The organism is Koromonas soli (assembly GCF_059726265.1).
Genome location: NZ_AP040872.1, coordinates 42,064 through 64,886, shown reverse-complemented (window position 1 = coordinate 64,886; position 22,823 = coordinate 42,064). Strand labels below are relative to the sequence as shown.

General features: G+C 56.5%; 17 protein-coding genes and 1 pseudogene. 6 read left to right on the top strand and 12 right to left on the bottom strand.

Going from position 1 to position 22,823, the window contains the following annotated elements:
• Positions 1 to 127: 127 nt before the first annotated feature.
• The gene (locus AC6IY8_RS00280; protein ID WP_497776561.1) at positions 128 to 391 is read right to left on the bottom strand and encodes a c-type cytochrome; all 264 of its coding nucleotides are present in this window, start codon (positions 389 to 391) and stop codon (positions 128 to 130) included.
• A 397-nt stretch (positions 392 to 788) separates the two neighbouring features.
• Here AC6IY8_RS00280 and AC6IY8_RS00275 point away from each other — a divergent pair, with 397 nt between their 5' ends.
• Together AC6IY8_RS00275 and AC6IY8_RS00270 are read left to right on the top strand one after the other, a co-directional pair.
• On the top strand, positions 789 to 1,379 hold the full coding sequence (locus AC6IY8_RS00275) for a cupin domain-containing protein (RefSeq protein WP_497776560.1): 591 nt from the start codon (positions 789 to 791) through the stop codon (positions 1,377 to 1,379).
• Between the two features lie 523 nt (positions 1,380 to 1,902).
• On the top strand, positions 1,903 to 2,118 hold the full coding sequence (locus tag AC6IY8_RS00270; RefSeq protein WP_497776559.1) for an EthD domain-containing protein: 216 nt from the start codon (positions 1,903 to 1,905) through the stop codon (positions 2,116 to 2,118).
• Between the two features lie 410 nt (positions 2,119 to 2,528).
• Here the strand turns inward: AC6IY8_RS00270 and AC6IY8_RS00265 are convergent, their stop codons facing one another.
• The 5 genes from AC6IY8_RS00265 to AC6IY8_RS00245 all read right to left on the bottom strand — a co-directional run bounded on the left by AC6IY8_RS00265 (position 2,529) and on the right by AC6IY8_RS00245 (position 5,336).
• Complete coding sequence (locus AC6IY8_RS00265) at positions 2,529 to 3,011, bottom strand: IS110 family RNA-guided transposase (RefSeq protein WP_497778652.1); 483 nt, start codon at positions 3,009 to 3,011, stop codon at positions 2,529 to 2,531.
• Positions 2,914 to 3,255 carry a protein kinase domain-containing protein gene (locus AC6IY8_RS00260; RefSeq protein WP_497778651.1) on the bottom strand — a complete coding sequence of 114 codons (342 nt, stop codon included), beginning with the start codon at positions 3,253 to 3,255 and terminating at the stop codon, positions 2,914 to 2,916. The genes AC6IY8_RS00265 and AC6IY8_RS00260 overlap by 98 nt, the downstream gene beginning before the upstream one ends.
• A 779-nt stretch (positions 3,256 to 4,034) precedes the next feature.
• Positions 4,035 to 4,349, bottom strand: a complete 315-nt coding sequence (locus tag AC6IY8_RS00255) for a YbjQ family protein (RefSeq protein WP_497776558.1) — start codon at positions 4,347 to 4,349, stop codon at positions 4,035 to 4,037.
• Positions 4,350 to 4,603: 254 nt separating this feature from the next.
• Positions 4,604 to 4,990 (bottom strand): hypothetical protein, encoded by a 387-nt coding sequence (locus AC6IY8_RS00250; protein ID WP_497776557.1) that lies wholly within the window; start codon positions 4,988 to 4,990, stop codon positions 4,604 to 4,606.
• Between the two features lie 181 nt (positions 4,991 to 5,171).
• Positions 5,172 to 5,336, bottom strand: coding sequence for a hypothetical protein (locus tag AC6IY8_RS00245; RefSeq protein ID WP_497776556.1), 165 nt, complete (start codon positions 5,334 to 5,336; stop codon positions 5,172 to 5,174).
• A 309-nt stretch (positions 5,337 to 5,645) separates the two neighbouring features.
• Between AC6IY8_RS00245 and AC6IY8_RS00240 the strand changes: the two genes are divergently transcribed.
• A complete protein-coding gene (locus tag AC6IY8_RS00240) occupies positions 5,646 to 6,014 on the top strand; it encodes a VOC family protein (protein WP_497776555.1) in 369 nt (122 codons plus the stop codon).
• A gap of 218 nt (positions 6,015 to 6,232) precedes the next feature.
• On the opposite strand, the gene AC6IY8_RS00235 is transcribed toward AC6IY8_RS00240, so the two are convergent.
• Complete coding sequence (locus AC6IY8_RS00235) at positions 6,233 to 7,699, bottom strand: RNB domain-containing ribonuclease (RefSeq protein WP_497776554.1); 1,467 nt, start codon at positions 7,697 to 7,699, stop codon at positions 6,233 to 6,235.
• A gap of 47 nt (positions 7,700 to 7,746) precedes the next feature.
• Between AC6IY8_RS00235 and AC6IY8_RS00230 the strand changes: the two are divergent.
• Positions 7,747 to 7,977, top strand: a pseudogene (locus tag AC6IY8_RS00230) (IS110 family transposase); the annotation flags it as partial.
• A gap of 79 nt (positions 7,978 to 8,056) precedes the next feature.
• On the top strand, positions 8,057 to 9,499 hold the full coding sequence (gene proS / locus AC6IY8_RS00225) for a proline--tRNA ligase (RefSeq protein ID WP_497776553.1): 1,443 nt from the start codon (positions 8,057 to 8,059) through the stop codon (positions 9,497 to 9,499).
• An 83-nt stretch (positions 9,500 to 9,582) separates the two neighbouring features.
• On the opposite strand, the gene AC6IY8_RS00220 is transcribed toward proS, so the two are convergent.
• Entirely contained in the window at positions 9,583 to 13,296 is a 3,714-nt protein-coding gene (locus tag AC6IY8_RS00220; RefSeq protein ID WP_497776552.1) for a chemotaxis protein CheB, read from the bottom strand.
• Between the two features lie 498 nt (positions 13,297 to 13,794).
• Between AC6IY8_RS00220 and AC6IY8_RS00215 the strand changes: the two genes are divergently transcribed.
• Positions 13,795 to 16,239: an extracellular catalytic domain type 1 short-chain-length polyhydroxyalkanoate depolymerase gene (locus AC6IY8_RS00215; RefSeq protein ID WP_497776551.1), complete on the top strand. Its 2,445-nt coding sequence runs from the start codon at positions 13,795 to 13,797 to the stop codon at positions 16,237 to 16,239.
• A 270-nt stretch (positions 16,240 to 16,509) separates the two neighbouring features.
• Here the strand turns inward: AC6IY8_RS00215 and AC6IY8_RS00210 are convergent, their stop codons facing one another.
• The 4 genes from AC6IY8_RS00210 to AC6IY8_RS00195 form a co-directional block, all read right to left on the bottom strand.
• Positions 16,510 to 19,596: an efflux RND transporter permease subunit gene (locus AC6IY8_RS00210; protein ID WP_497776550.1), complete on the bottom strand. Its 3,087-nt coding sequence runs from the start codon at positions 19,594 to 19,596 to the stop codon at positions 16,510 to 16,512.
• A gap of 2 nt (positions 19,597 to 19,598) precedes the next feature.
• Positions 19,599 to 20,672, bottom strand: a complete 1,074-nt coding sequence (locus AC6IY8_RS00205) for an efflux RND transporter periplasmic adaptor subunit (protein WP_497776549.1) — start codon at positions 20,670 to 20,672, stop codon at positions 19,599 to 19,601.
• Entirely contained in the window at positions 20,669 to 21,913 is a 1,245-nt protein-coding gene (locus AC6IY8_RS00200) for a TolC family protein (RefSeq protein WP_497776548.1), read from the bottom strand. The genes AC6IY8_RS00205 and AC6IY8_RS00200 overlap by 4 nt, the downstream gene beginning before the upstream one ends.
• 80 nt (positions 21,914 to 21,993) lie before the next feature.
• Positions 21,994 to 22,389, bottom strand: a complete 396-nt coding sequence (locus AC6IY8_RS00195; RefSeq protein WP_497776547.1) for a hypothetical protein — start codon at positions 22,387 to 22,389, stop codon at positions 21,994 to 21,996.
• Positions 22,390 to 22,823 lie beyond the last annotated feature (434 nt).

Genomic DNA, 22,823 nt, shown 5'->3' with positions numbered 1-22,823 from the left:
TCCGGCTCGGCGGAGAGAACGTTCCAGGTAAGACCTCGGCGGATCCAGAAATCGGCGCGATGCGTGTAATCAGGAAAGGCGTCCATTGAAGAGGACGCCCTTTGTGGCCTGCGCTAATTGTGAATGCTTACTTGAGTCCCTTCACATATGCTGCGACCGCCTTGATTTGCTCATCGTTCAGCCCGGCATACTTGGCAATGTGGGGCGATTTCTTTCCACCGTTCATCAGAACGTTCGTCACGTCCTTGCCCTTGATTGCCGGAGCCATCTTACCTTGCCCCGTGGCACCGTGGCACGTGGTGCACTTGTTGAACAGGGTCTCACCGTCTTCAGCCATCATCATTCCCGTGCTCAACGCCAGCATTGCGAAAATCGTCATAATGCGTTTCATATTTGAGCTCCTCTCCTGCCGTACGTACAACATAAACACTGGCGCCAAACGAGAGTTGCGGGATTAGAACAGTTCTTTCTGAGCTGAACGCTTCGATGATGTGCACTACAAGTTTTCTGAGCGGTGGGGGCAGATGGAAATCCTAACTATTCTACAGCCGCAGAGTACGGAAATTCGATTTACATGCGTTTTCTACTTACAAGTTGAGACTCTGGGCGAGGTGGAGTTGCCCCAAGAGTGCGAGACCGTGTCATCGGAGTTCTCGGAATCTCCCTGCTGATGCGTCGCCGCCATTGAGTTCGCAGAATAGTTCGGCACACATTGCCTGAGACGAGAACGATGGAGTAGAGTTCTCCGGCAATTGTTAGCGGTTCGGAAATGGTCAGGAGGTATGCTCTTGAACTCGTCGCGTCGAGCGGTGCTGAAAATGGGGATGGTTGCGAGTCCTGTACTAGCTGTCGATTGGTTCAACCCAACGCTTGCGGCGGCAGCAAACCCGTCACAGCAGGAGCAATGGTACTGGTATCCGGGGCACTCACTGGCCATCAAAGCAACAGGGAAAGACACCGGAGGAACCTGCATGTGGATGCTTGTAGAGAATGCACCGAGGGAAGGTGTTCCGTTTCACAAGCATCTGAAAGAGGACGAGAGCTTCTATGTCATCGACGGTGAGTTCGAAATCTCAGTTAGTGACAAAACCCTAACAGGCGGTCCGGGAACCTATGCGTACGGCCCCCGCAACGTGCCACATCGCTGGACAAACGTCGGCATCGGACGTGGGCGATTGTTAAATATCTTTACCCCTGCTGGTCTGGAAAACTACTTCCTTTCTGTAGCCGTCCCTGTCGCCTCTTCTTCTGCAAAGCCCTGCGTGGACATGACGGCAATGTCGAAAAAGATGGCTTCACTGCGCGAACATTACGGACTCATGCGCACAGGGGAACGAAAGTACCCCATCACTGACGAGAGCTTTGGCTGCGCAGCATAGTGACAGCCACGTCGGCCACCGCGAGACCACTTATTTGGAGAGCGCAACTGGAGCCAGTGGGTGACGACGCGAAGAGTTGTTCCAGCCCGGAGCGTGAACGCAACCCGGACGCTGTGGCTCATGGGACTCGGTGCCCCAATAGCAAGTGCCGCAGCACTGACCTGAGTACTACGAGCACTACGAAAGTGGAGTGAACATCCTATTACCCTACTGCATCCCGCCATTTCATGCCTGCTCTGCTGTTTGTTGATGAGTACGTGGTTAAGTCATGCCGAGAACGCCTCATTGCGCTTACAACTGCAAATCCATCACTCGGTTAGCCAATATCGGCGCTGTGCAGGTCAGCGAACTCGATTCATGAACTGATAACTGACCTGCGGTTGCGGCCTCCCTTGCCTGGCAGAAAGCGTACGCGGCGGCGTCCCCGCATCCTCCGAACATCGTTTACCTTGAGTACGGAACATTCGAGAATCGCAGAGTCGTTCTATTCGGCGGGACGCGATGATTGCACTAGGAGACGATTATGGTAAAAGTGATTTATTGCATTACTAAGAAGGCGGGGTTGACCGATGAAGAATTCTTTCATTATTGGAGGAATGTCCACGGCCCTATCGGCGCTCGGATTCCGAAACTTCGCAGGTTAGTACAGAGTCACAGCCTGAACCTCCCTACAGACAGACGTTTGCCCGATTTCGACGGCGTGGCGGAGCTTTGGTTTGACGATGTGGAGGCTTGTTAGCGGCTCGCCAATCGCCTGAATGGAAATTGTCCACTGAAGATGAGGCGAACTTCATCGACCACAGCCACGTTGCGTACTTGGTGTCCGAAGAGCACGCTATCTTTGGATAGAGCCGAGCAAAACCCACACGACTCAGCTTTCTCCGGGCTCACGATGATGATTCGCGCGTGCTGATCCTGATTAGCCCTACGGTCAATGATGACGCTCAAGTATCCCAAGGTTGTTTGGCGCGCCGTTTGACTGTTCTTTCGTCCGTTTCTCTCCTTAGCAGACTTGGTGAGTTCTTTAAGCCTGCCGTCACGGCGGGGGGAAAGTGGGAAGCGCGTTAGTTGCGCTTTCCAAGCGCAACGTCTTTTCCACGACCGGGTTACGGTTGCGCGCAAACCGCCTCGTAGCCGTAAGCTGCTTCTTTAAAACAGCACGGCCCAGGCGACCCGAGCCAGCTTGTTCGCGACAGCAACAATCACCTTGTTGCGCGGCGCTCGCGCTTCCAACTGGCGCACCCACTGCCCGAAGCTGCCGTTATCGCACCTCGCCCGCATCAGCACTGCTCTAGCGCCGTGAATGTAAAACAGCCTGAGATAGCGACTGCCTCGCTTGCTAATGCCGCGCAACGTCGCCTTGCCGCCAGTCGAGTGTTGTCGCGGCACCAGGACGAGAAAGGCTGCGAACGTACGTCCTTTGCGGAACGCGGCTCCGTTGCCGATCGCGGCCACAGTGGCAGTCGAAACCAGTGGGCCGACGCCGGGGATCTGGCGCAACCATTTGCATGCTTCGTCCTCGCTGGTGATGCGCTCAATGTCTTCGCTGGCGGTTGCGATGTCGTAATCGAGTTGGCGCCACTCTACCCAGAGCCGGTCGAGCAGCATGCGCCTGCGCCTCGAATTGCCGATCCTTTTCGAGCGCTTTTCGGAGGATTTCCTGCAAGGCCACGGGAGTTTCAGAATTGACAATCAACACCGGAGTGGGGGAAGCGTGCAGGATAGCATCGAACACGGCGCCGCAGGATGCGCCGCGGAACGGCGGAACTCCAGCCGCCATTTCATAGAGAACAATGCCGAATGAGAAAATGTCCGTGCGCGCGTCCAGATCCCTGCCTAGTACCTGCTCAGGAGACATATAACCAATGATGCCCATCGCGAGCGGTTTTTGACTGGCTGCAGCACAAGAGACGCTCAAGAGCGTCTCCAAATGGCGATTGCATCTATATCGCGTTCACGCGATGTTCAAACAGACTCAATTCCTCTGTTTGCCGGCGCTAAGGCATGCACTGCTCTCTGGGGACGAAGCAACATCCGCGTACTGGGCGTTATTAATCTCGAAGTCTGTTCGAAAGGTTGAATAAAAAACAATTTACATCTCTTTACAGGTACAATAGCATCTACTCGAATTAGCTCCGATAATCAAGCAAGTTCTGCAACTCCCATAACAATCGCAGAATGCATGCCGGAGAACAAGAAGGATATTGAACCTAGTTCCATCACTATGAAAGCCCAAACCCTGCAACTCTGGCGCGATGGCATGAACCAACATGCAAAATCTATAACCAGTAACACAAATTCAGAAACATCCCGCGATACACAATGTTTCCTGCAAGCGAAGACGGAGCTAGGGGCTTCCGCTACGATTCGCTCGGTTGCAAAGCGCGCACACGAACTGAGAACAAGGCGTGCACATTGATAGCGACTGCCATGCTTCAGGACTTGGGAGCGGGCAACGTGAAGTAAGGATTCTGGAAAGCGCGAAGAGTGGAAGCAACTAAAGCCCCACCCCAAGAGGGTTCTTGCCCAGAGACGTGACACCTCAGACCAAGCGGCTGTGCGAATAAACGGAGCCACGCAGCGCGATTAACCTCTGTTTAGATGGTCGGATTCAACACACCCTCACTTGAATTCAAAGGCTAGCTGCCCAAGGCGCTAGCCTAATTTGACTGCCGTACCGTAGGCCAACACTTCCGTTACGCCGGGCGCAAAATCAGCGGCGTCATATCTGAACGCAATAACTGCATCGGCATTCGCATCCTCTGCGTGCTTGACCATTCGCTCGAAGGCTTCCTCCCGTGCCTTCTCGCAAACATTGGCATAAGGCTCAATGTTGCCGCCCACCATTTGCTTGAATCCACCCATCACTCCTTGAGCGAGGTTGGGAGAGCGAACGACAATTCCCCGTACTACACCGATGTATTTCGAAATCGTGCGGCCAGTAACGTCGTTGCCCGTCGTGACTAGCATTTTGCCTCCATTCCGCTTGCCACCTTCAGTCCTGCACTAGCGGAACCTTTTGAGTATCTCTCGGCATGCTACGTCGCAGGTTCTCGCAATGTCCAGATGTAACTGCTATTCATCTGAGGCGGGGGAGCAATCTGATGCGAGTCTCCGCCCAGTCTGGTGAGCAGTGCAGAGCACGAGGAGTTCTATTCCGCTTATCACTGCAAAGAAAACCCCCTCAACCTTGTGGTCGAAGGGGATGAAATGACTGATGGGAGCTACCTACGCCCGTCGCGCCATCCGTTGTCATGACGGTCACCACGGTCGCCTCCACGGCGTGCCTCATCTCTGTAGCCGTCATGTCGGCGGTCTTCATATCGACCTTCATAGCGGTAGCGGTCATAGCGGCGGTCATTGCGCCAGCCTTCATGACGATATCCACCGCGGTCACCATACCATCCGCCACCATAGACTGGGGCAGCGTACGCGTAGTCTCCGTAGTACGCTGGGGCGGAATAGTAGGGGCGATGCTCGACTACGGCGTAGCCGTATCCGGGAAGGCCTACACCGATTCCGACGCTCACCTGTGCGTTGGCCTTTTGTGGTGCACCCAGAGCAAATGCAACTACCAGACCGAATAACGCTAGTGCCACTTTCTTCATCATGTCGCCAGCCCTCAACGCTGTAATGATAGAAACACGCACCCCACAGGAAGTTCTCTGACGATACGGTTCTTTACACGGTCATAGAAGCTGAAACAGATGTACTGGCGATGCGACTTACTGCAATCAAAAAGGGCGTCCCGAACATAGAACGCCTCTGTATCTCTCGCGACAGCAATGAGATTTACTTCAAGCCCTTCACATATGCTGCAACTGTCTTGATTTGGGCGTCGCTGTATCCCGCAAACCTCGCGGTGTGGGGTGCTTTGCTCTTGCCGCCATTGGTCAGAACAGCGGTCACGTCCTTGCCAGCAATGGCCGGGCCTATCTTGCCTTGGCATACCGACATTTATACGTTTTCGAGAGCTTACCGCGCTCCAATTTCGCCGGTCTCCTGTCGGCTCTTCAAATGGCAAGACATCTGCGAAGTCTCGCTTCCAAGACCTCCCAGGTACATGCCCTCGTCAGCGGGACGACGTTATCGTCGGAGCCCGCACCGTTGTCTCTGAACCCAGAGTCTTAACTCGCCGGAAGGACGGCGTCTTGTTTCTTTTTGCAAAGCCTATTAAAACCCTGCTCGTCAGAGCGACATGTAGCCGGTCCATCACCTGAGAGATTCAGTGCATCAGTTCTGGTATCTCTATACTCGAGGAACCCCATGGGAAATCCATTTGTGCATGTGGAACTCAACAGCCCCGACCCGGTAAAGGCGAAGGACTTCTATTCGAAGCTGTTTGACTGGAAATTGGAAGAAATGCCCAATTCCGCTGTGCCTGATAACTCATACACGCTGATTAAGGTGGGAGAAGGGACAGGCGGCGGAATTATGAAGCAGGTTCCGGGCGGCCCTGCGGGATGGCTGGCCTACGTTGCAGTAGATGATGTTCATGCTTCCACAAAGAAGGCACTGTCACTGGGAGGTCAAGTCATGGTGGACGTGACCGAGGTACAGGGCATGGGATGGTTCAGCTTCATACGCGACCCCACAGGAGCGATTCTGGGACTTTGGCAGACGAAGACGATGTAACGCCATGGCCGGAAGTGCGAAACCGGGCGTAGTCGATGACCACGCCCGGGTGAAGCATTTTAGTATCGAAGGAAGAGTCTGCCGAATAGCCGGGAAAGGGGTACCTGCATTCAACTCGCAGGCTTTCCAGCGCCTCAGAAAGACACAATCCCCAAAACTCGCCTATTCGGCCCATGCTCCAAAGTGCGATAAAGCTCCCTTTTGGACGGCAGTTGTTCTCATGCTCTCTCGAAGTCTATATATCCACGCTGGGGGTCGGTGCTCACCAATTTCACTCGCAGTTTGTCCCCCACATCCACTCCCTGTTGACCGCGCGTCAATAATCCCTCCACATGCGGCTGCAACACGCGAACAAAGGTTCCCTTTGGGGTCACTCCCGTAACGATCGCATCAAAGAGTTCGCCAATTCTGCTGGACATCGCGACTGCTGCGATGCGCTTCGACATTGTTCGCTCCACCTTCCGCGCCGCATCTTCTTTCGAAGTACAGTGGGCGGCAATTGCGGCCAAGTCATCGTCTGAGTAAGGGGCCGATTGATTCGCAAGCACAGCTTTGATCAGCCGCTGGGTAACGAGATCAGCGAAGCGCCGGTTGGGAGCCGTGGAGTGTGTGTAGTCCTGAACGGCGAGGCCGAAGTGCCCTTGCTCGGGATCCCCGGGACGCTCGAGAACATATTCGCCGGGCCCCATCAGCTTGATCACCGCCAATGAAAGATCGGCGAAGTGGTCCGGATCAGCAGCCTTGCGCTTCATCAGAAAGTCATTCAGTGCCTTAGAATCAGGCTGGGCCGGCAGTTGCTCGCCTTGTTGGCTTGCAAGCTCCACGATTCGGCTCCAGCGTTCGGGTGTTCTCACCACACGGCGGATGGAAGAAACCTGCAGTAACATACGGGCGACCACCTCGTTCGCCGCAATCATGAAGTCTTCGATAAGTTCTGTGGCGCGGTTCTTCTGCTGCTTCGACACGCCCACAACCTGCTTATTGAGTATTACCGGACGAACCTCAGTGGTCTCGATGTTCAGCGCGCCGTGCCGATACCGCTCTTTCCTTAGAACCTGAGCGATCTCATCCTGCAGTCGAAGTTGTGATTGCAGTTCAGTTGACTTTGCAACCTTCTCTGGAGCGTCACCATTACCCTCGAGCCAAGCGCCAACGGCGTCGTAGGCGAGTTGTGCCTTATTGCTGACTACTGCGCGGTATACCTCGCTCGAGTTGACGCTTCCATCATGGCCGACCGTAAATTCCACTACTAGACTGAGCTTGTCTGCGCCTTCCAGTAGCGATGTCGCGCCGGTCGAAAGTTGCTCGGGTAACATCGAGAAATTCTTTACACCTGTATAGATAGTGGTCGTCTCTCTTGCAGCATATTGATCGATCGCTGAGTCCTTCGGAACAAATGCATCAACATCTGCGATAGCCACAAGCACCTTCACGTCGCCAGAGGGCAATTGCTCCGCTACTTCAAGCTGATCGAGATCCCGCGAGGTGTCATTATCGATGGAGGACCAAGACAGGTTGCGCAGATCGCGAACAGTTCCGTCGGGCGATGCTTTTGGTGGGTGAGTTGCTAACTGGAGGAGTTGCTGTTCAGCTTGCGGGGGAAAGTCTGGCTCGAAACCGTTCTCGATCAAGGTCTGCCTGGCTGCCGCCTGAAGGTCGAAGTGCGGAACACTCGGAGCTTTCATAGTTTGAGTATTCTAAGCCTTCACCGCGTCGGCCGATTGAGCCATTCTCGTTAATCGGTATGGAAGCATGCGCCGGAGCGCACTTCATCGGAGCCGCACCGCGCGACCAGGGCCACCATCTACGTATTATCCCCGCTTAGTTTGTAAAGCCATATGTAAAGTCCAACAAGAACGACATCATTGACGCCGAAGCCATAGCGGTAGTTGTTACTCGTCAGAACATGCGGTTCGTCCCCGTCAAGCCCGAAGACCAACTCGATCCGCAAGCACTTCATCGCTTCGCGGGCGGCCAGTACATCGTCGGGAAAACCAGAAGAGAGCGATTGCGCGTCGCACCCGCAGTTACAATGGAGTTCTATGGCTGAATCACCCATTACGCTGCGTCAGAAAGATTTTGCCGCTTGGTATCAAGATGTCACCCTCAACGGCGACATGGCCGAACCCGCCGAAATCGTAAAAGGCTGCATGGTCATCAAAGCCAACGGCTATGCCGTGTGGGAAGTTTTGCAGCGTGAGCTTGACCAGCGCTTCAAGGCCACCGGGCACGAAAACATGTACTTCCCGCTGCTCATTCCACAGAGCTTTCTCAAAAAGGAAGCGGAGCACGTCGAAGGGTTTGCTCCCGAGCTCGCCGTAGTGACCATGGCCGGCGGCAAAGAACTGGAAGAGCCCTACCTAATCCGCCCGACGTCCGAGACCATCATCGGACATTTCTTCGCCAAGTGGATCAAGAGCTGGCGCGACCTGCCTGTTTTGGCCAACCAGTGGGCCAACGTCATGCGCTGGGAGCTTCGCACCCGCATGTTCCTCCGCACTACAGAATTCCTCTGGCAGGAAGGGCACACCGCCCACGCAACTCACGACGAAGCCGTGGAGGAAACACTGCGGATGCTCGACATATACGCCGACGTGGCCGAAAACATCATGGCCATGCCCGTCATCAAGGGCGTGAAAACCAACTCAGAGAAATTCGCCGGTGCCCTCCGCAGCTATTCTATTGAAGCGATGATGCAGAACGGGCTCGCTCTGCAAGCCGGAACCAGCCACGACCTTGGCCAGAACTTCGGCCGCGCCTTCGACGTCCAGTTCCAGAACAAGGAAGGTAAGCTCGACTACGTCTGGCAAACAAGCTGGGGCGTTTCCACGCGGCTCATCGGCGGACTTATCATGACGCACTCAGATGACAAAGGCCTCGTATTGCCGCCGATGATGGCTCCGCAGAAGACGGTGCTCGTGCCCATCTATCGCAAGCCAGAAGAGCGCGCGCAGGTGCTGGAGGTCGCGCAACGCATCGCCGCCGACACCGGCGCAAAGGTGGACAACCGCGAGGCGCAATCTCCCGGCGCGAAGTTCTTCCACTGGGAGCGGCGCGGAGTGCCCACCGTGCTCGAACTCGGTCCGCGTGACGTCGCCAGTGGCAACATCGTTCTCAAGCGGCGCGACACCGGCGAGAAACAGGTCCTGCCCCAGGATGGCATTGCCACCCGCGTGCAGCAAACACTCGACGACATGCAGAAGTCCCTGTTTGCGCGCGCACTCGAGCGCCGCGAGCAGAACACCGTGCTGGCCAACTCTCTAGAAGAGGTCCAAGACGTTCTGCGGGATGTGACAGCGGAAAAAGGCGGCGGCAAGTTCGTAATGGCGCACCTGAAGGACGATTCTGACTGCGACGCTCGGCTCAAGCAGTTCAAGGCCACCGTCCGCTGCATCCCTGCCGTCGACAAGTACGACGGCGCAGGCAAATGCATTGTGACGGGCGAGCCCGTTGACCGCCGCGTTGTGATCGCCAAGGCCTATTAGCATCGCTGTGGAGCCAGGCCGTATGCTGCGGTCGCACAGCACCTTGACCGAGTGATCGACGCGGGACACGCGCCCTAATCGGCTCAATCAGCGCTCTGCTTCGCTTGATCGGGCAAAAATACAGAGAAGCATGTGCCGCTTTGCGGCTTGCTGCGGACGCGGATCGTGCCTTTCATACGCTGAACAATCGCATTCACGATCCAAAGGCCGAGGCCAACTCCCTGCTCGCCCTTTGTCGTAAAGAACGGATCAAAGATGCGCTCTCGAATGGCAGGATGCATTCCTGAGCCATTGTCGGCTACCGTAATGCGAATACCATGAACAGCGGCGCTCTTCCAACTGCGCGAGCGGGCAGCCCGTATCGCGATGGCACCGTTGCCATTTAGAGACTCAATCGCGTTCGCGATAAGCGTTGCAAAGACCTGCCGAATTTCTCCGCTGTAACCGAAAACGGGGCCCTCCACAGAATAGCGCTTTGCGATCGTGACATCGTTCTTGCGAAGCAGATCGCCATGGAACTCCAGAACGCTATCCAGCACTTCCTTGACATTGATCTCGGTTGGCGACTGCGATTCCCGATAAAAGCTCAATGACTGCTTGGTCAGGTAAACAACCCGGGAAAGCAGTTTGTCGACCTCCGACACGTGCAGGCGGTTTTGTTCGCCGATTTCTGCGGAGCATCCCAACAGCGTCAGAAGGTTCGCCATTCCTTGCAACGGATTGTTGATTTCGTGTGCCAAAGATGCCGCCATTCGACCCGCGATGGCCAGCTTCTCCGATCTGATCAAAGCAGCTTCTGCAAGCTTGCGCTCCGTGATGTCCTGAATCGCGACGAGAATCATCGGAGGAATATTATCGGCCTCGATTAGCGCGCGAGCATTAATCAGCATCGTCCGGAGACCAATCGCGGGAAACTCCTGCTCAACCTGAAAATCAGCGATCTCGAATTGCGACTTCAACAGCTCTTCGAGCGCCGCGCGAAAAGCCGGAATATTCCAATCTCCGTCGCCCAAGTCATACAGGAATTTGTTAACAGTATCTTGGGCCGATACGTGGAAGGCGCGCAGAAAGGGAGTGTTCGCGGTAACCACGCGCAAATCAGGATCGAGAACCAGCAGCGGTTCTCTCAGTGTATCGACAATCCCTCGTAGAAATGCGCTCGACTTCTTAAGCTGCTCGTTGGACTTCTTGATTGCGTCAATGTCCATCAAAGCAAGCACAACGCCGTCAATCCGGTCATCTACTGTGCGGTATGGGTGAATGTGTAAGCACTGCCAGCGTTTCTGATCGTCCTCCACCTCGCGCTCGGCTGGTTGCAGAGTTTCCATGACTTGCCTAATCAGTTGTTCGAGATCGGAAAGCCTGATGTTGAGTCTCAGGTCGAGGATCGGCCGCCCCACGTCGGATGGAGCAACCTTCAGCATCTTTTCCGCCATCGGCGTAAAACGCCGGATGCAGAGATCACGGTCCAACATCACAACCGGCAGCTTGGTGCTGTTCAGCAGATTGGAAATATCACTGCTCAGTTCGTTGAGTTCAGCGTTGCGGTGACGAAGTTCCTCGTTCAGCGTGTTGAGCTCTTCATTAGCCGATTGAAGCTCTTCTTTGGAAGTCTCCAACTCCTCGTTGGTGCTTTGCAGTTCCTCGTTAGCGGATAAGATCTCTTCATTGGCGGACTGAAATTCTTCTCGTGTCGCCTCCTCCGACTCAATGGAGGCATGGAGCGCTTCCTGCGACGCCGCCAGTTCCTGCTTCAGGCGCTGCACTTCCCGGTCTTTCTCAGGACCGTGGGCGATCTTCCGCTCAGATTCAGCTCCTGCGGCTTTGGGCGCGCGTACCTCCTTAAACACGATCAAGAAGAAGCCTTCATCCCGCGAGGCAGAGCTCTCCCCACCGAGTGGTACAACGGACACGTCAAGAATGCTCTTCCGCCCATCTCCCTCAAATAGAACATCACTTTTGCTGACGGGAATTCCCTTCTTCTTAGCGGCACTGATCAATGTGCGCAACTCACGGGCTAATCCGTGCCGCGCCAGCTTCAACACATTGAGGGTAGGTCTGCCGGCAGCGGGCTCCAGATAGGGAGCTGTGCGCCCCCGGAACTGCACAACTTCCATCGCCCCATTTATGACCACTCCCACCGGAGCATAATTATTCAAGACAAAACGGTCGGCTTCCGTCTCCACGTCCCACTCACGTGGTGCGTTACCCTGAATCTCCAACGGTGGGGTGGGGGGAGTCACTTCTCGCTCAACCGGATAGCGGACCTGGGAGAAGTCGTAATGCAGTCTGGATGTGACCGGATTCTTTGAATAAATTTTGTACTTCTTGTCCGTCACGGTGAACAGAGTGGGGAAAGCAGAGACGCTCTCCGAGCTGCCCATAAATAGATACCCCGTTGGACAAAGTGCGTAATGCAGAATCGGGATTACCTTCTTTTGCAGAGCGGGTCCCATGTAAATGAGCATGTTCCGGCACGCGACGAGGTCCATCTGCGAAAAGGGAGGATCGCTCACTACATTTTGTCGCGCGAAGATGCACAACTCGCGAACTGCCTTCACCACTCGGTAGCCATTGTCCGCCTTCACGAAGAATCGCTTCAATCGCTCCGGGGAGACTTCATCGACAATCCGATCGCCGTACACACCTGCCCGCGCTCGTTGAATTCCTTTCTCATTAAGATCAGTGCCGAATAGCTGAATCTGGAAGTCAGCGGCCCGGTCGCCGAGAAACTCAAGCAATGTGATCGCGAGAGAATAGGTCTCTTCTCCCGTAGAACATCCGGGCGTCCACATTCGAATCGAACGTTTTTGCCTGTCGCCTTTCAAAATGACGGGGTATACCTGGGTCTTGAGAAGCTCAAACGCTTCTGGGTCTCTGAAAAAGCCGGTCACGTTGATGAGAATGTCGTCGTATAAATTTCCAACCTCCTCCGGGTGCTCCTGCAGGTGCTTGGCATACTCCTCCAGAGTTTCATACCGGAGAATTGCCATGCGGCGCAGAGCGCGACGGTGAATCGTGTTCGGCTTGTACTGGCTGAAGTCGACGCCGCCGCTCCTTCGCAACAACTGAATGATCTTAAGAAACGCATCCTGTGTTGACGGGGCTTCCTCCGCCCTTTCGTCAGTGACTTGCTTCGCATACGGGTGGCGTTTGATTCGTTCGAGTTCGTGTGCGATTTCCCGCGGCGGCAAAACAAAGTCAATGCAACCGGAATCAATAGCGCTGCGCGGCATGCCATCGTACTTCGCCGACGTTGGATCCTGGGCAAAATTGAGCCCTGCCTCAGCCTTGATCGCTTCCACTCCCAGCGTGCCATCAGACCCCGTACCCGAAAGTATGATCCCGATTGCCCCGCTCTTCCGGTCTTCGGCCAGCGAGCGCATAAAAAAATTCACGGACAGATGCTGCCCCCGTTCTGATTCCCGGGGTGTCAGGACAAACCTGCCCTTGGAGATCGCAATGAAGGCGTTAGGCGGTATCACGTAGACACGGTTGGGCCTGATCTCGACGTTGGCCCCCACTTCTTCTACTGGCATCTTCGTTGTCTTGGAGAGAATTCCAGACAACATGCTGTGATGTTGAGGATCAAGATGCTGGATCAACACAAAGGCCATTCCGGTTTCGGCGGGCAAGGCACGGAAGAATTCTGAGTAGGCATCCAGACCGCCAGCAGACGCTCCGATTGCGACGACAGGGAAAGAAGAACGCTGAATGGGCCCGGAAGTAGCGTTGTTGTCGTTCGCGAGAGTCCCCGATTCCGCCTCGCGCGGCTGAGTCTTTCGGCGGAGCGCCATTAGAAGTCTCCAGACTGGGGCGAGAGTTGCTGGAAAATTATAGTCCAGTCCCAAAGCATGTTGATCGCCCGTAACCCTTATGTAGGATGCATGGTACTTCGTTCACTGCTCTTGACCGTTCGCGGAGTCTCAATCCGCATGTGGTTGCACTGAGCTGACGTTCAATCCCGTATTCAGATCCAACGCACGCACAGAAAAATGCTCAGGTACAGGTAATCCATCCCTCGATGGGGTTGGGCATACCGCGGGGTTCTGCCGCGAAACACACAATATGCCAGTGGAGCTGACCATTCGGAGACTTGGGGGTGAGATCTAGTAGCAGGCCAGATTTTAGAACAGAAGGAAGGCCAAATTGCCGAGTCAAATGAGTATCCGTCAATTACTAAAAAACTATGCTAGACTCCTTACCTTATGTCCGGATTGCGCAGGTACGAGTTCGGCGAGCGTGTTGCCGAGATCCTCGGGGAGTCCCGACGCGATCTTCGGTTCCGGGTCACTATGATGGTCAATTCCGGGCTTACGGCACCCGGCCCTCGCGGTCCGGGGTCGCCGCCGGCCACACCACAATACGCCGCCGAACTCTTGATTGGCGTTCTGGCTGCGCCACAACAGGTAAACACCGTCGACGCAATCCGCTGCTACCGAGGACTGGCTCCAACTGCGGTAGCCGCCGAACTCACCGCTCCCGAGGTTAGCCTCGGCTCTTTCGTCTCCCGCACGGAAACCGGTGATGCTCCAGAGTTCTCTCTTGTACACGAAGGGTTGCACTTTGGTGAAGTCATGGCGCGGCTGCTGGATCACGCAAGAGATACGGAGGCGCGCCCCATCCTGGCCCGGGAACTCTTTGGTATATGGGTCAGCCGGGGCTTTCCAATGGCTGCAGTACAGTTCGTAGCCACCTCCAAAGCCCGGCGCACCGTTTTCACTCAACGCTACGAACTACCGGAGGGTGCCCGCCCGCCCGCTTGGCTCGACCCAGAGCGTGGCGGCGTTGCTGATCCCGGACTGTTCCACACCGTGTTCCTGTCGGCCAGCAAGCTGATTGAGATCGGCAGACTAACCGCCTCCCAAGGTGAAAGGAAGGCTCGCATGCACACTCTCGATCATTCCATCTTCAATCAATTGGCTGACCTTGCCCAGAATCGACGTAACCGCCGTCCCTTCGAGAAGATCCTGACAATGGCGCAGAAGGCCCGTTCCACAGCGGAACAGGTCGACGCCCGCGTAGCGAGCCGCCTCACCGAGGTGACCGCCTTCGGGTCGAATCCCGGCAACCTTAGAATGCTGACCTATGTGCCAAAGAACTTGCCCGAAGGCGCCCCATTGGTCGTAGCTCTCCATGGTTGCACGCAGACTGCGCATTCCTATGATCGCGGGACGGGATGGTCGACGCTTGCTGAGCGCTACGGCTTTGCGGTGCTGCTGCCAGAGCAGCGGACAAGTAACAACCCGCTCCAAGCCTTCAACTGGTTCCAGCCCGAGGACGTCACCCGGGACAGGGGAGAGCCGCTATCGATACGGCAGATGGTCGAATGGATGGCTCTAAACCACGAGATCGACCGCCGCCGCGTCTTCATCAATGGGGTTTCGGCCGGCGGTGCGATGACCTCGGTCATGCTCGCAACTTATCCGGAGGTCTTCGCCGGCGGTGCGATCATCGCCGGATTGCCGTACCGTTGCGCGAATGATGTTCAGCAAGCCTTCGAATGCATGTTCCAGGGCCGCATCAACTCGCCGGAGGCCTGGGGCAATCTGGTGCGGGCCGCATCTTCGCATCAAGGGCCCTGGCCCAGAATCTCGGTTTGGCATGGCGGTGGTGACGGCACGGTTCAGCCCACGAACGCGGAGGAGGTCATCAAGCAGTGGACGAACGTCCACGGACTCTCCATGACTCCTACCATCGTGAGCACAGTCGATGGCCACCCCTATCGAGCCTGGCGTGGGCCGGATGGCAACACTCTCGTTGAAGCCTACTCGATTAACGGCATGGCGCATGGCGTCCCCATCGACCCACATGGCGAGGACGGCTGTGGAGCAGCCGCGCCCTACATCCTCGATGTAGGCATTTCGTCCACCCGACACTTGGCAACGTTCTGGGGATTGACCGACCAAGCGGCGCAGACGTCCTCCGCACCTCCCGATCCCACAAAGATCGCCACCTCGACAGACTGCCGCCCCTCGGATCGAGACAGAGGTTCCGAGGTTCGGGTCAACACCGGCTCCAGAGGCGAGAATCCTGCCGCAGATCGCCCAGTAACTGCACAACCCGCTCATCAAGATCTGCAAGAGATCATCGCTGCGTCCTTGAAGGCTGCTGGTCTGCTGAAGGGGAGGGAAGAAACATCTTCTCGCCCCAGCGGTGGGAGCAGCCACGCCACGAGGGAAAGTCGCATGGGCGGCGGCATCGATATCGCTTCGCTTCTCGCCAAGTCATTTGAGGCTGCAGGCATCTTGAAAGCCAGGCCGGATGTTCCTCCCGAAACAAGCAGCCTTGCCAGCTCCGGGTGGAAGGGCGGCGACGGATGGCAGCTGACGACAGACGTCCGGGAGATGCGCCACGATGGTCCGGTGCTCTTCGGCTACGCGTCTTCGGGAATCGGAGGCGCCTTCGGCAAGACTGTGCAATCAGTATCCCGGCAATTCTCCTTGGGACCGAAACCGAAGTTGAGCTACGTCCGTCGTCTCAACCTCAACGCGGCGGTGAACATTCTGACGACCGCCAACTTCCGCGTTCTGGTTGAGGGCGTCCCCGTGGACGAGGTATCGGCTGTCGGGATGGAGTATGAGGAAGCTAGCTGGACGGAACATGTGGATATCGACCTCACGAGGTTCGCCGGCCGGACAGTGACGCTGACCTTCGAGGTCGCCGCGAACTCGAACGTCTTTATCGAGGTCTTCGCCAAGGCATGGGTGGGAGGTATCACTGTACAGGACGCGCAGTAACCAACAGATCTCAAGCATAGTGCAGCGGTCCGATTTAAACGGTGTTCGTGTCGCATGGTGCCAAGACCCCGCTTCAGTGTGCTCGTTACTTAGCAGCCCGCGCCTGCCGGAAAAGGTCGATCCGTTCCGGGCGAGTAGTCGCCAAGGCACTCACAATCCCGATTCTCCGTGCATCAACCAGTGGTGGCTGTAAGTACGCTGCCGGAAGACAGGACGAACTCAAAAGCATCACAACGCACAACATTTTTGCAGAGCATTACGTCTCCTAAACTAAGGTCTGACGAGATCTGACTCTTGCTGGACTGGCGGTCGGGACCAGCGGCGATCGCGCCAGATTTCAAAAGCTGGCAGCGCCAGCAGTACAACTGGGATAGTGGTAATCATGGCTCCGACGACAACGCGTGCCAGCGGTTGCTGCGCCTGAGACCCAATACTGTGTGACAACGCGGCGGGCAGGAGTCCGAACGCAGCCGCCAAGCAGGCCATTACAATGGGGCGCATCTCTTCCATAGCGCCATCGCGGATGGCGTGGACGGTTGAGAGGCCCGCGTTCTGCTCACGACGCACAGCACTTAGCAGTACCAAGCCGCCTAAGGTTGCGACACCGATTGCAGAGGCAAAACCAACCGCCGCGGAGATGCTGAATGGCGTGCGCGTCAAGATTAGACAAAGCAGCCCGCCAGAAAGACTCAGTGGCAGAGTGGCAAGAACAATCAGGGCATCGGCAACCGAGTTGAACGCGAGATAGAGGGTCAGGAAGATGACGGCCAGCGTCAGAGGACCGATGAGCATCAATCTTCGTTGCTCCTTCTTGAGGCTGTCGTATTCCCCCGCCCATTCGAAATGGTAGCCGCGCGGCAACTGGACATCGTGCTCAAGGCGCCGCTGCAGTTCTTCCATGGTGGAAGACAGGTCGCGACCGCGAATGCTGAACTTGATGGGAATGTAGCGGCGATCGTTCTCGCGGTAGATCATGAACGCGCCGTTGCGCATTGAGATCTCGGCAATCTGTGCCAGCGGAATGCGTGAGCCATCGGGCGTGCTGACCAGAATGTTCTTGATTACGTCGACATTCTGCCGGTACTCCGGCTTGTAGCGGATGATGAAATCGAATCGTCGGTCGCCCTGGAGAATCTGGGTAGCCGTGATTCCGCCAACCGCGCCCTGCACGGCTGCATTGACATCGGCAGCCATTAATCCATAGCGGCTGGCTGCGGAACGATCGATGGAGACAATGAGGTTGGGCTGGCCGTTGACGTGAAACACGCCAAGATCGGCAATGCCTGGCACCTTCTGCATGATGTCTGCGATCGCATTAGCGCGGTCGGTGAGAACGTCGAAGTCATCCCCGAAAAGCTTGAGCGAGTTCTCTCCCTTTACACCCGACATCGCCTCTTCGACGTTGTCTTGAATGTTCTGCGAAAAGTTGAAGACCGTTCCGGGGTACTTTCGAAAATCGACGGTCATCTTCTCGACGAGACTGTCCTTGTTCAACCCGGCGGGCCACTTGGCAAATGGCTTCAGTTGAACGGCGAACTCGAGATTGTTGAAACTGGCGGCATCGGTGCCGTCGTCCGGGCGACCGACTTGCGAGATGACCTGCGTGACTACTGGATAACGGCTCAGGTCGGCACGTATGTTGTCGGCAAGATTGACAGCGGTTTCGAAGGACACGTCCTGCGGCAAGGTGGTTCGGACCCACAGGTTGCCCTCTTCAAGCTTGGGCATGAACTCACCGCCGAGCAGGGGCAGCAGCGACAGCGTTACCAGCAACGGAATCACACAGAGCGCAATTGCAACAACCGGTTTGCGGTACACGAATTCCAGCAGAAAGGTGTATCTCCGTCCCAGCCATCGCACCAGCACGGTGCGCCGATGTTGTGGTGCGTGACTACCATAGGAGGCCAGTACCGGTGTGAAGATGAAGGCGAAGCATTGCGCCCCTGCGAGCGCGAATCCGTAGGCAATCGACATCGGGCCAAAGATCTGTCCGGGCACACCGCTCATGGTGAAGAGCGGGAAGAGCGCAATGACGATGATCAGCACCGAAAAGATCACCGGCCGCGCGGTCTCCGCCGAGGCTTCTGCGATGACGTCGTGAACGCTCTTGTATTCGGGACGATCTTGCAGCCGACGATTTATTTGATCTAAGCCAATGATGACGGCATCGACCAGAATTCCAAAGTCGATAGAACCCAGCGAGATCAGGTTGGCGGAGTGTCCCGTCAGCTGCATCATTCCGAAGGCGAACAGCAGCGCTACCGGAATGCTGAGCGCGGCAATCAGGGACATGCGCCAGTCGCCGAGAAAGCTGATAAGCAGGAGCAAAACCAGCCCGATCCCAACGAACACCAGGTGTTGCACCGTCTCCGTCGTCAGCTGGACCAGTTGGGTGCGATCGTAAAGCGCCTTCAGCTTCATGCCAGAAGGAAGCAGCTTTGTGTTCAACTCGCGTATTTTGTCATGCAGTGCCGCCAAAGCCGGCAGCGATTGGGCGTTCCTCTGCAGCAGAACAATGCCCTGCACCACATCGGGTTGGTTGTCGACTCCGATCTTGCCGAGGCGCTGCTGATAACCCTCGTGAATCTCAGCAAGGTCGCCCAGATACACCGCAGCGCCATTGCGGGAGGCCACCATGATACGTCGCATATCCTCTGCGGTCTTCAGCAATCCGATGCCGCGGACGTTCACATCCTGGCTGCCGAGCGAAAGGTAACTGCCTCCCACGTTGGCATTGCTGTTCTGCACCGCGGTGGCCACTTGGGCAATGGTCACGTTGTACTGCAATAATTTTTTCGGATCGACCTCGGCCTGATACTGACGCGTAGTACCGCCGAAGACGGTGAGGTCGATAATGCCGGGAACCTGCTTAATCTCGCGGCTTACCATCCAGGTGGCAGTCGATTTCAGCTCATTCAAGCTGTAGCCCGGTCCGGTTAATTGAAAGCGATAGATTTCCCCTGTTGGCGACCAAGGTGAGAGTTGGGGCTGCAGACCAGCCGGCAGTACGAGTGTCTGCAAGCGATTGAGTACCTCCTGCTTGTCCTGGAGGTAGTCGCTGCCAAAGTCGAAGTACAATTTGACATCACTCAGCCCAAAGATGCTGATGGAGCGAATGTACTGAATGTGCGGAACCCCGTTGAGCGCAGTCTCTACCGGAACAGTGACCTGCTGCTCAATCTCCTCAGAGGACCACGCGGGATTTTGGGTGATCACTTCGACCAGTGGCGGAGAAGGATCCGGATAGGCTTCTACATCCAGTTTCGTGAACGTGTAGATGCCGACAATCAGCCAGACCGCCAGTCCTAGGGCAACAAGAGTACGTCTGCGAAGCAGAAATTTGACGAAGGCCTGCATGATTACTCCCCCGCCCCGCGCAGCAACGCAGCGCCTTCGCTCACCACCAACTCACCGGGCTTGAGCCCGGAAGTAATCACAACCTCGGTTTCATTCAGCGAACGGTATGCGATCAGCCTTCGCTCGTAGCTGCCGACTCCCTTCTGCACCATTGCAGTACTGTCACCGCCCTCGTGCAACACGGCCGAGGCGGGGATCACCAGCGCGTCAGTTGCAGGTTGGGTGACGCGCAACGCGGCAAACATCTCGGGCTTCAGTTCGTGTTTGGCGTTCACTAGAACTACGCGAACCTTTGCAGTGCGACTCTGTGGGTCTAGTGCATCGGAGACCTGTGCGATTTTGCCCTCCCACCGTCGCTCAGGATAGGCGGAGACGCGAACCTCGACTGGTACCCCCGCGCGAATAATCGCCAAGTCCTTTTCGTAAACATCGGCCAGCAGCCAGACGGTACCGAGGTCGGCAATGGTGCAGATCGGATTAGCGTTGTCGGTTGATTTTGAGAACTCGCCAGAGCTAGCGCCGATATCGAGTACGGTCCCAGCAATCGGCGAGCGCACTTCAACCTCGTTGCCGGCGCCACTCTCGGGTGTTCCCAAGACCTTCAGTCTTGCTCGAGCCCGATTCAATTCGCTTCGCGCCTCGATCTGCTGGGCGGCGGCGTCTTCGTATTCGCGTTCGCTGAGCACTTTGTGCTCCAGCAGCAGCTTGGAGCGTGTGCGAGCATGATCGGCTCGCTCAAACTCGGCTTCGGCCTTTGCCAAATCGGAGCGTGCCAGCGCGACATCGCTGCTCTCCAGCACGGCCACTAGCTGCCCTCGAGTTACCGTATCGCCGGGCCGCACCGCGACGCGCCGCAGGCGTCCACCCGCTGGCGGATACACTCGAACCACGCGTGCCGGATCCGGTTGGATCTTTGCCGTAAGTTCGAGAACCTGGCTCACAGGACGCACCTGGGCCGTCGCCGTCTTGACCTCGACTTGACGTGAGATCACGTCGTCCTTGGCAGCGCTATGACTGCATGCGGAAGCTGACAACAGAGCGGCAAGGGCGAGTAGAGAGAGCAGAGTTCGTTTCATGGCAATAGCTCCGTTGCAACTGCAAAGCTGAGCTGATGAATGGCCGATAGCGCCTGGGCACTGGCCGATAGTGCCGCCAGACTCACTTCGCGATGACTTCGGACGGCGTCAAGGTAATCGAGCAGACTGGCGGCCCCGTGCTGATAGCTGAAGGTCATGCGCTCCAGCACGGATTGCGAGCGCTTGAGGTAATCGCTGCTGTAGAGCTTTTGTCGCTCTGTTGCGGCCCGGTATGCGTCCCAGGCCTGTTGAACATCGGTCAACACCTGAATTCGGGACATCTGCTCTGCCAGCCGCGCTGATTCCAGATCGCGTGAAGCGCGCAGCTTCTCTCCCTGATTGCGGTCGAATATACGGAGCGGAAAAGAGAAGCTCACGCCCAGAGTGTTGTCAGGACCGTTGCGCTTGTACTCTGGGATGACGGTCACGTCAGTGGCAGCGTTAGCTTGTGCCAGACGCGTATCGGCTTCAGCTTTCGCAGTGCTGCGCTGCGCCGCGAGAAAGTCGGGGCGGTGCGCCAGAGCTGCCTGCCGAAGTTCCTCAAGCGTGCTGCCTAATGCCGGAGGCACAAGCTGTCCCTCGATGTCCACCTTGGCGGAATCCGACACTCCCAGCAGTGCGGCGAGTTGCGAGCGGACCTGCAAGGTCGCGGTACCAGCCGCGAGCACGTCAGTCTGAAAGCGCGCCTCCTCGATCTTGATGCGATCGAAATCGGTCTCGCTGATGTCGCCCGCTTGCCAGCGCAGGCGGTTGGCCTCGATCACCTGCCCATATTCCCGAAGGCTTTCCTCTGCCAATCGCTGAGATTCCATGCTCAATAACAAGTTCACGAACGCAAGCTTTACCTGCAGCTCGAGTTGACGCTGGCTTTCTAGCACGCTCGCCTGCGCCACTTGAGAGGCCAGTCGTGAGTCCTGAATACGGGCGTTGCGCTTGCCCCCTCGTTCGAAAGTCCAGGCCAAGTTGTTTGTGAATTCTTGGCTGTTGGCCGGATCAAGCCGCGACGGTGAAAAGACACGGAAGTCTTGATTCGCGGAACCGAATACAGGGTTGGGGCGCAGCGCTGCCGTGATCTCACCGGCTTGGACCGCTTCCGCGTGGGCCTGCGCTGAAAGCAAACCGGGGTTGTGCCGACGCGCAAGTTCCAGAGCCTCTTGAAGGCTCAACCGCTGCGGCGGCAGATCGACGGCCCATGCACAGCACGGTAGCAGTACGAATAGCGCAAGAATGCGCTTCATCATTAAGGATTTCCAGTCCGCAGACGCGGGATTTTGGGGTAAGGGAATTTCTCCGCACCGGGCGGAGATCAGCGAATCAGCAACTAGGAGGCGAAGCGAGGTGGGGGACGCGAGGTAATAGAAACGAGAAAGCCATCGAGAGGCGAGCTTTTCAGCAGCGTCTGGTGAGCCAAACCTTGACTTACTAACGCGGATTGAAGCAACAAGAGGATGACGATGCTAAGAGCTGGGTCGACGGCGTCAATTACCTTGCCGTAGTTTTCCATGAAGGCATTAAGCCTCTCTTCGGCTCCCATTGCGACCAACTGGAGATCGTCCGTTATAGAAATCGCCGGAAACAGCAACAGGCATACGCAGACAAGCGTAACGCCCAGCAACCAGGGCTGGACGGGCTTCGCATCTCGCGTGCGGCATCGGCACACCGCCACGCACAGAGCGGATGCAGCCAATAGCCAAACGAGATTGAGCAATAGCTCCATCAATCCAAGCATACCATTGGAGGCCGAGGCTGAGTCCAGCCCGTTTTAACCGGCTTAGGATGCGACCGCTCTTGCGCAAACCCACTATTACCGAACGAGCGAGCCACCACTGGTTTCTGCGTGGTCAAGCAATGGCTAGCAAGTAGGCGCGACCGGAGCTTCAACTATCGATGTCCTGCTTCTGCGCGCCTCTTCACGTTTGCGGGATGCGAACCTGACCTGCTTTGCGCCGCCTTTCCGGACGTCGGTTTAAGGTCCAAACACCTGTAGAACTTGCCGACACACATCGTGATCCGATGTCGGGGTTTTCTTAATCAGGGGACTCTTGGCTAGATCGAAGCCTGCCTAGCTGCGTTCCCATCCGCCGCTCGGCTTCTTCGAGAAGACGAGGCGCAGGCTTTCTGGTCCAGCACTCGCGCGTCGCTTGGGCATTC

Coding starts and splice junctions, on each gene's coding strand:
- AC6IY8_RS00280 (WP_497776561.1), bottom strand. CDS start 391: ATGAAACGCATTATGACGATTTTCGCAATGCTGGCGTTGAGCACGGGA.
- AC6IY8_RS00270 (WP_497776559.1), top strand. CDS start 1,903: ATGGTAAAAGTGATTTATTGCATTACTAAGAAGGCGGGGTTGACCGAT.
- AC6IY8_RS00260 (WP_497778651.1), bottom strand. CDS start 3,255: ATGGGCATCATTGGTTATATGTCTCCTGAGCAGGTACTAGGCAGGGAT.
- AC6IY8_RS00255 (WP_497776558.1), bottom strand. CDS start 4,349: ATGCTAGTCACGACGGGCAACGACGTTACTGGCCGCACGATTTCGAAA.
- AC6IY8_RS00250 (WP_497776557.1), bottom strand. CDS start 4,990: ATGATGAAGAAAGTGGCACTAGCGTTATTCGGTCTGGTAGTTGCATTT.
- AC6IY8_RS00245 (WP_497776556.1), bottom strand. CDS start 5,336: ATGTCGGTATGCCAAGGCAAGATAGGCCCGGCCATTGCTGGCAAGGAC.
- AC6IY8_RS00240 (WP_497776555.1), top strand. CDS start 5,646: ATGGGAAATCCATTTGTGCATGTGGAACTCAACAGCCCCGACCCGGTA.
- AC6IY8_RS00235 (WP_497776554.1), bottom strand. CDS start 7,699: ATGAAAGCTCCGAGTGTTCCGCACTTCGACCTTCAGGCGGCAGCCAGG.
- proS (WP_497776553.1), top strand. CDS start 8,057: ATGGCTGAATCACCCATTACGCTGCGTCAGAAAGATTTTGCCGCTTGG.
- AC6IY8_RS00220 (WP_497776552.1), bottom strand. CDS start 13,296: ATGGCGCTCCGCCGAAAGACTCAGCCGCGCGAGGCGGAATCGGGGACT.
- AC6IY8_RS00215 (WP_497776551.1), top strand. CDS start 13,795: ATGATGGTCAATTCCGGGCTTACGGCACCCGGCCCTCGCGGTCCGGGG.
- AC6IY8_RS00210 (WP_497776550.1), bottom strand. CDS start 19,596: ATGCAGGCCTTCGTCAAATTTCTGCTTCGCAGACGTACTCTTGTTGCC.
- AC6IY8_RS00205 (WP_497776549.1), bottom strand. CDS start 20,672: ATGAAACGAACTCTGCTCTCTCTACTCGCCCTTGCCGCTCTGTTGTCA.
- AC6IY8_RS00200 (WP_497776548.1), bottom strand. CDS start 21,913: ATGATGAAGCGCATTCTTGCGCTATTCGTACTGCTACCGTGCTGTGCA.
- AC6IY8_RS00195 (WP_497776547.1), bottom strand. CDS start 22,389: ATGGAGCTATTGCTCAATCTCGTTTGGCTATTGGCTGCATCCGCTCTG.